Here is a 7,925-nt window from a genome sequence, read left to right as displayed (position 1 = left end):
AGGCGTTTTCCGCGCCGTTCTTCAGGGGTTTTGCCCGGACCGCGCCGGGCACAACGAAGAAGTTACACACCTCCGCGTCGGGGAGCAAATCGGCGCTGGTCACCCGGATGACGTACAGTCGACGAGTCGGATAGTGGTCTAGACCTCTTAGGGATCCCATCTGTCCGGATTGACATGATTTAGGCTGATCAGCGATGCGCGCCCCTCGCGGCTCGCACGCGGGTTCCGCCGCTCGACGAGGAGGCTCAACCATGACGACCGTGACGTCCCCGCTGGCGGGCGAGGCGATCGGGCTCGCGAACGTTCCCGACCCGGTCTTCTCCGGAGCGATGGTCGGTCCGGGCACGGCGATCAAGCCTCAGCCGGGTGCGGGCGAGGCGGTCTCCCCGGTCGACGGGACAGTGGTGTCCCTCCATCCCCACGCCTTCGTCGTGCTGGACGACGAAGGCCACGGCGTGCTGATCCATCTCGGCATCGACACGGTCCAGCTCAACGGCGAGGGCTTCGAGCTGCTGGTGGAGAAGGGCGACACGGTCAAGCGCGGTCAGCCGGTCATCAGGTGGAACCCGACCGCCGTCGAGGCTGCGGGCAAGTCCTCGATCTGCCCGGTCGTGGCCCTGGAGGCATCTGCCGACCAGCTGGCGGACGTGGCGGAGACGGGTCCGCTCGCGACCGGCGACACGCTCTTCACCTGGAAGCAGTGAAGCGGCGCAGCAGCCCTTCGACGGAGACTCAAAGCGGAGACCGGTGACATGACACAGACCCTCCAGGGCGTCGGCGTGAGCCACGGCGTGGCGATCGGCCAGGTGCGGCACATGGGCACGGCGGTGCTGGAGCCCGAGGCCCGGCAGATCCCGGCCGAGGACGCGACCCGTGAGCAGGCGCGGGCCCGTCAGGCGGTCGACGCGGTGGCTGCCGACCTTCAGGCGCGCGGCATCCTCGCCGGCGGCGAGGCGCAGGCGGTGCTCGAGGCGCAGGCACTGATGGCGTTGGATCCGGAGCTGATGGCGGACGTCGAGCGGCGGATCACCGTGGGCAGCTCGGCGGAGCGCGCCGTCTACGACTGCTTCGCCGCCTACCGGGCGCTGCTCGCGGCGGCCGGCGACTACCTGGCCGGACGGGTCGCGGACCTGGACGACGTGCGCAATCGCATCGTGGCGCGGCTGATGGGCGTGCCGATGCCGGGTGTGCCGGACAGCGACGAGCCGTACGTCCTGTTCGCCCGGGACCTGGCCCCGGCCGACACGGCGCTGCTGGATCCGACGCTCGTGCTCGGGTTCGTGACCGAGGAGGGCGGGCCGACCAGCCACAGTGCGATCCTGGCCCGCGCGCTCGGAGTCCCGGCCGTGGTGGCGCTGCCCGGCGCGACGAGGACGGCGGAGGGTGTGCTGGTCGCGGTCGACGGGAGCACGGGCGCGGTCATCGTGGAGCCGTCGCCGGTGACGCAGGACGCGTTGCGGGCCGAGGCGGAGCAGCGCAGGGCGGCGCTGGCGGCTTCGACCGGTCCGGGCCGGACGTCGGACGGGCACCGGGTGCCGCTGCTGGCGAACGTCGGCGGTCCGGCGGACGTGCCGGCGGCGGTCGAGGCGGGGGCCGAGGGTGTCGGTCTCTTCCGGACCGAGTTCCTCTTCCTGGATGACTCGAAGAAGGCTCCGTCGGAGGAGGCCCAGGTCGAGGCGTACCGGAAGGTGTTGGAGGCGTTCCCCGAGGGCCGCGTGGTGGTCCGTGTGCTGGACGCGGGCGCGGACAAGCCGCTGGAGTTCCTGACTCCCGCCGACGAGCCGAACCCGGCGCTGGGGGTGCGCGGTCTGCGCACGCTGCTGGAGCATCCGGAGGTGTTGGGGGCGCAGCTGCGGGCGCTGGCCCGGGCCGCGGAGGGCCTGCCGGTGCATCTGGAGGTGATGGCGCCGATGGTGGCCGACCGCCAGGACGCGAAGGCCTTCGCTGACGCGTGCCGGGAGGCGGGGTTGCGGGCGAAGTTCGGCGCGATGGTCGAGATCCCGTCGGCTGCGCTGCGGGCGCGCTCGATCCTTCAGGAGGTGGAGTTCCTGTCGCTGGGCACCAACGACCTGGCGCAGTACACCTTCGCGGCGGACCGCCAGGTGGGCGCGGTGGCGCGGCTGCAGGATCCGTGGCAGCCGGCGCTGCTGGACCTGGTCGCCTTGTCGGCGGAGGCCGCTCGGGCGACGGGCAAGAGTTGCGGCGTCTGCGGCGAGGCGGCCGCGGATCCGGTGCTGGCGTGCGTGCTGACCGGCCTGGGGGTGACCAGCCTGTCGATGGGCGCGGCGTCGATTCCTTACGTGCGGGCGAAGCTGGCCAAGGTCACGCTGGCGCAGTGCGAGCGCGCCGCGGCGGCGGCCCGCGCGACGGACAACGCCGCCGACGCGCGTGCGGCGGCGAACCAGGTGCTGTCCGGGGAGTGACCCTCCCCGGACCGCCAAGGGCTATCCCTGGGTCGGGCCCTCGTCCTTCGGGACGGGGGCCTGCTTCGTTCGGGCCTCGGTGCTGACCACCAGGAAGACACCGGCGACGACGACGGCGCCTCCGAGCGCGATGGACCAGGTGACGGGCTCGGAGAGGATCAGCCAGCCCAGTGCCACGGCGACCACCGGGTTGACGTACGCGTAGGTGGCGACCAGTGACAGCGGGGCGTTCTGCAGCAGCCACGCGAAGGCGCTGAAGGCGACGATCGACCCGAAGACGACGAGGTAGGCGAGCGCGACCCAGGAGCTGGTGCTGACCGCGCCCAGGCGCAGGTGTTCGTGCCGGATCAGACCGAGCGCCAGGTCGCCGACGCCGCCGGCGAGCATCTCGTAGGAGCTGGCGGTGAACGGGTTGGCCGGCATCGGCAGGCGGGAGGAGGCGAAGGAGCCGATCGACCAGAGCAGCGCGGCGGCCAGCACCAGGACGATCCCGGTCAGCCGGACACTGCCGGAGCTGCCCGGAAGCGTCAGCACGGCGAGGCCGCAGAAGCCGAGCAGGACGCCGCCGAAGGTCGCGGCGCGCGGGCGGTCGCCGAAGAGGGTGCGCAGCACGATGACCCAGAGCGGGACGCTGGCGACGAGCAGCGCGGCGAGGCCGGAGGGGATGTGCGTCTCGGCGAGCACGACGAGCCCGTTGCCGCCGACCAGCAGGAGCAGCCCGACCACGACGACGGTGGCGAGGCGGCGGGCGTCGATCTTCAGGGCGGCCGGACCGAAGCGCCAGGCGACGATCCCGGTGAGCAGGAGGCCGGCGACGAGGAAGCGGATGGCGGCGGAGAGGAACGGCGGCATCGTCTCGACGGCGACGCGGATGGCGAGGTAGGTCGAACCCCACACCACGTAGACGATCGCGAGGCCGGTCCAGAGCATGGCCTGCGGTCGACGGGTGGACTGGTTCGAGGAAGGGGCGGGGGCGGCGGTGGCTCCGGTGCGGGTCGAGGCGGTGGCCGCGTCACGCGTCATGTGCGTACCTCTCTGACAGGTCTGTACACCGCATCGTGGCGCAAAGGAGCGTCCCTCCGCTACGGCAATGACGACGCCGTCTCGTATGACAAGACATTGCTTCTCGATCACTGAGACATGATCTAGCGTCGAATCCGGGAGGTAGACATGACCGAGCATCAGAACCACTACACCCACGGCTTTCACGACTCGGTGCTGCGCTCGCACCGGTGGCGCACGGTGGAGAATTCAGCCGCGCATCTGCTGCCGGAGTTGAAGCCCGGCCGGACGCTGCTGGACGTGGGCTGCGGACCGGGCACGATCACGGCGGGGCTGGCCGAGCGGGTGGGCGCGGGGTTGGTGACGGCGGTGGACAGCTCCGCGGAGGTGCTGGCGCAGGCCGAGCAGGCCGTCCCGCAGTCGGCCGGGGTGCGCTTCCGGACGGCCGACGTGCACGCGCTGCCGTTCGCGGACGCGTCGTTCGACGTCGTCCACGCGCACCAGGTGCTCCAGCACGTCGCCGATCCCGTCCGGGCGCTGCGCGAGATGCGACGCGTCTGCCGTCCCGGCGGCATCGTCGCCGTGCGGGATTCGGACTACGCCGGTTTCACCTGGTTCCCGGCGCTGCCGGAGCTGGAGGCGTGGAACGCGCTGTACCACCGGGTGGCGCGCGCGAACCGGGGCGAGCCCGACGCCGGGCGGATGCTGCGGGCGTGGGCGCTGGAGGCCGGCTTCGAGGCCGGCCGCATCGAGGCGTCCTCGTCGACGTGGTGCTTCGCGGCCGACGAGGACCGCGCGTGGTGGGGCGGCATGTGGGCGGAGCGGATCGTCTCCTCCGGCATCGCCGAACAGGCCGTGGCGGACGGCTTCGCCACCCGCGCGGAACTGCGCCGCATCAGTGACGGCTGGCGGGCGTGGGCGGCGGACGAGCGCGGCTGGCTCAGCGTGCTGCACGGCGAACTGCTGTACCGGGCGTAGGCCCGGCACTGTCCAGGGGCGCGGGGAATTGCGTGACAAGCCACGACGCGACAAGCCACCCTGTGTGGTGACTCGCCGCTCAAGCAGGGCCGTCCGCACCGGGTGGTGGCTCGCGCCCACGCTGGGGGCACCTCCCGGCCGAAGGCTGGGGGAGGAGCCGCGTGTCAGCAGAGCCCCGCGCCCCTGGATGTCGCCTCTAGCCGTCCGTTCGGCGGAAGCCCTCGAAGGCCCGCAGGGCGTCGGGGTTGTCGAGGGAGCCCGGGTTGACCGCCTTCTCCAGCGGCGTGCCGCCGAGGATCCGCTTGACCGGCACCTCGATGCGCTTGCCCGTCAGGGTGTGCGGGATCGCCGGCACGGCGATGATCTCGTCCGGCACGTGGCGCGGCGAGAGCTGCGTCCGCAGCGCGTCCCGTACCGCCGTGCGCAGCCGGTCGTCGAGTTCGGCGCCCTTGGCGAGGACCACGAACAGCGGCATCCAGTAGCCGCCGTTCGGCTCCTCCAGGCCGATGACCAGGGACTCCTTGATCTCCGGGAGGCGTTCGACGACCTCGTAGATGTCCGCCGAGCCCATCCGCACGCCCTGGCGGTTCAGCGTCGAGTCGGAGCGGCCGTGGATGACGACGGTGCCGCGCGAGGTGACGGTGATCCAGTCGCCGTGGCGCCACACGCCCGGGAACATCTCGAAGTAGCTCTCGCGGTAGCGCACGCCTTCGGGGTCGTTCCAGAAGCCGATCGGCATGGACGGGATCGGCTTGGTGACGACCAGTTCGCCGACCTCGTCGACGACCGGCTTGCCGTTCGCGTCCCACGCCTCCACCGCCGCGCCGAGGCTCGGGGCCTGGATCTCGCCGAGGTGGACCGGCAGCGTCGGGACGCCGCCGACGAAGCAGCTGCACACGTCCGTGCCGCCGCTGACGGAGGCGAGCCAGACGTCGGAGCTGATCTCCTCGTAGATCCAGCGGAAGCCGTCAGGCGGCAGCGGCGAGCCGGTGGTGCCGATGGCGCGCAGCCGGGAGAGGTCGAGGTCGGTGCCCGGGTGCACCTCGGCCTTCTTGCAGGCCATCACATAGGCCGCGGAGGTGCCGTACACGGTGACGCCCGTCGCCGCCGCGATGCGCCACTGCGCGTCGGTGGTCGGGTGGCCGGGGCTGCCGTCGTAGGTGACGATGCTCGCGCCCACCAGCAGACCCGCCAGCAGGAAGTTCCACATCATCCAGCCGGTGGAGGTGAACCAGAAGAACCGGTCCTGCGGTCCGAGGTCGAGGTGGAGGCCCGCCTGCTTGAGGTGCTCGACGGTGATGCCGCCGTGGCTCTGCACGATCGCCTTCGGCAGACCCGTCGTGCCGGACGAGTAGAGCACCCACAGCGGGTGGTCGAACGGGAGCTGCTCGAAGACGGGAACGGTCGGCGCGGAGGTCAGCGCCTCCCATGCCAGCGCACCCTCGGGTGCGTCCTTGCCGAGCAGCGGGATGTGCACGACGTGGCGCAGCGACGGCAGCTCGCGGCGCAGCTCGGCGACGACCTCGGTGCGGTCGTGCTCCTTGCCGCCGTAGCGGTAGCCGTCGACGGCGAAGAGCAGGACGGGCTCGAGCTGCTGGAACCGGTCCAGCACGCTGCGCGCGCCGAAGTCAGGCGCGCACGAGGTCCACACCGCGCCGACGGCGGCCGTGGCCAGCAGCGCGATGGCGGCCTGCGGCACGTTCGACACGTAGGCGGCGACCCGGTCGCCCGGTCCGATGCCCAGGCGGCGCAGCTCGGCGGCGAGCGAGCCGACCTGGCGGCGCAGCTCGGACCAGGTGGTGACGCGCGGCTCGGAGCTGCCCTCCTCGACGTGGAGGATCGCCGGGGTGTCGGCGTTGTGCGGGTCCTCGCCGTGGCGCAGCACGTGCTGCGCGTAGTTGAGCCGCGAGCCGGGGAACCACTCGGCGCCCGGCATCGAGGTGTCACCGAGGACCGCGCTCGGCGCGGTGGTGAAGCGGACGTCGAACCACTGGGTCAGGGCGCTCCAGAAGGTGTCCAGGTGCTCGACGGACCAGCGGTGGAACTGCGCGTAGTCCGCCTCCGGCTTCCCGTCCGCCAGCGGCTTCGGCGCGCCGTAGTACTCGGCGGCGAAACGGTGGAACGCGGCGAGCCGGGAGGCAGCCGCTCGTGCGGGGTCGGGCTGCCACAGAGGGGTGATCTCGTCGCTGCTCATGCGCTGTGCGTGCCTCCGAGCTCAGGCGCCCTGCACGCCGGTGGGCAGGTTGGGAACGCCTGTGCAGAATCTGCCACGAAGGCAGGTCGGCACGCCAGGCAACCCGGGGTCTCATTCCTCGTAAGCTGTGCCGCGCCGCCCGGCGGAGGCGGTCCAGGAGGGGGACGCCCATGCTGTTCAAACACACGAACCAGTTGCACCGTCTGCGCGAGCACGGCCGGTCCGCGGCCGCCGAGATCCTCTCGGTGAAGACGGTCGGCGGCGGCAACCACCTGCGCGCGATGTGGGCCCCCGACGAGGACCTGACGGCCGCGTGGATGGACTGCTGGATGCACCTGCGCGTGGTGCCGAGGAACCCCGGGGAGCCGCCGTTCGAGGCGACGGTGCTCACCCGCATCCACACGCTCCCGCTCCAGGGCGGCTCCGTCCCGGTCTGGTACGACCCGGCGGACCACGCGAAGGTGGTTGTCGACTACGAGGCCGACGTCCAGGGGAAGATGCACGCCCTGGCCCACGCCGATCTGCTCGGCCACCGCTACGACCAGCGCCTGGGCATGGCCTGGACGCCCGTCGCGGGCGAGCTGCTGCCGGTCGCGGTCATGGTCCAGGCCGGACGCGGCCGGGTGAAGGCGAGCGGGCGCCTGGGCGCGCTCTTCGGTGCGACCGCGGAGGCGGCGGTCGCCGCGGTGCGCGGCCGGGCCGCGCAGGTGTTGCCGCAGCTGGCCCCGGACTGGTTCGCCCGCCACGACGTGACCGTCGAGGAGCCGTACGGGGACATTCCGCCGCATGCGACGCCGGAGGACGCGGCGGGGGCGGGCCTCGCCATCGCGGCCGGGCTGGTCTCCCTGCTGGGCGGCCATCTGACCCGCGCCGAGGTCGCCCTCACCGGTGCGCTCGCCGCCGACGGCGCGCTCCAGCCGGTCACGGGCTTCCACGAGCGCGAGGACGCCGCGCGGAAGGGCTACGCCACGCACCTGGTGGCCCCGGCAGGCAACGGCTCCGACGCGGCCCACGCGCAGGCGCAGCAGCGCAAGGGCCTGGAACTGACCTTCGCCCCCGACCTCGAATCCGCCCTCCGGGCCGCGCTCGCCCGTCACGCGCTGAAGACCTTCACCCCACCGGCCTGACGCCGGGTCGCACCCACACCTTCAGCCCGCCGGGACGAGGCCCCGCTGGGCGGAGGGACACGTCCGAGGCAGGCCCGCTCACGCTGCGGCCGACGACGGGCGAAGCAGGAGGCCGAGCAGACACGAAGTCCGCACGATCCGCGCGCCGCGGAGCGCGGGAGTCCGGCAGCCATCCGCGACTCGCTTGGCACGTGGGCCCCG

General features: G+C 72.5%; 6 protein-coding genes. 4 read left to right on the top strand and 2 right to left on the bottom strand.

Translation table 11 applies throughout. From position 1 onward, the window contains the following. Positions 1-251 precede the first annotated feature (251 nt). Positions 252-704, top strand: a complete 453-nt coding sequence (locus TR50_RS41740) for a PTS sugar transporter subunit IIA (RefSeq protein WP_042435773.1) — start codon at positions 252-254, stop codon at positions 702-704. A gap of 48 nt (positions 705-752) precedes the next feature. Further along, a complete protein-coding gene (gene ptsP / locus TR50_RS41735; protein ID WP_042435770.1) occupies positions 753-2,423 on the top strand; it encodes a phosphoenolpyruvate--protein phosphotransferase in 1,671 nt (556 codons plus the stop codon). Between the two features lie 21 nt (positions 2,424-2,444). On the opposite strand, the gene TR50_RS41730 is transcribed toward ptsP, so the two are convergent. Next, positions 2,445-3,446, bottom strand: a complete 1,002-nt coding sequence (locus TR50_RS41730; protein ID WP_084701911.1) for an EamA family transporter — start codon at positions 3,444-3,446, stop codon at positions 2,445-2,447. A gap of 147 nt (positions 3,447-3,593) precedes the next feature. On the opposite strand from TR50_RS41730, the gene TR50_RS41725 reads away from it, so the two are divergent. Beyond that, on the top strand, positions 3,594-4,403 hold the full coding sequence (locus TR50_RS41725; RefSeq protein WP_042435767.1) for a class I SAM-dependent methyltransferase: 810 nt from the start codon (positions 3,594-3,596) through the stop codon (positions 4,401-4,403). Positions 4,404-4,599: 196 nt separating this feature from the next. Here the strand turns inward: TR50_RS41725 and TR50_RS41720 are convergent, their stop codons facing one another. Then, positions 4,600-6,597, bottom strand: coding sequence for an acetoacetate--CoA ligase (locus TR50_RS41720; protein WP_042435765.1), 1,998 nt, complete (start codon positions 6,595-6,597; stop codon positions 4,600-4,602). A 170-nt stretch (positions 6,598-6,767) separates the two neighbouring features. Here TR50_RS41720 and TR50_RS41715 point away from each other — a divergent pair, with 170 nt between their 5' ends. Next, entirely contained in the window at positions 6,768-7,724 is a 957-nt protein-coding gene (locus TR50_RS41715; RefSeq protein WP_042435762.1) for a S16 family serine protease, read from the top strand. Positions 7,725-7,925 lie beyond the last annotated feature (201 nt).

The organism is Streptacidiphilus anmyonensis, from assembly GCF_000787855.1.
Taxonomy (GTDB): Bacteria; Actinomycetota; Actinomycetes; order Streptomycetales; family Streptomycetaceae; genus Streptacidiphilus; species Streptacidiphilus anmyonensis.
The sequence above is the reverse complement of the archived record's forward strand: the minus strand, read 5'-3'. Positions and strand labels throughout refer to the sequence as shown.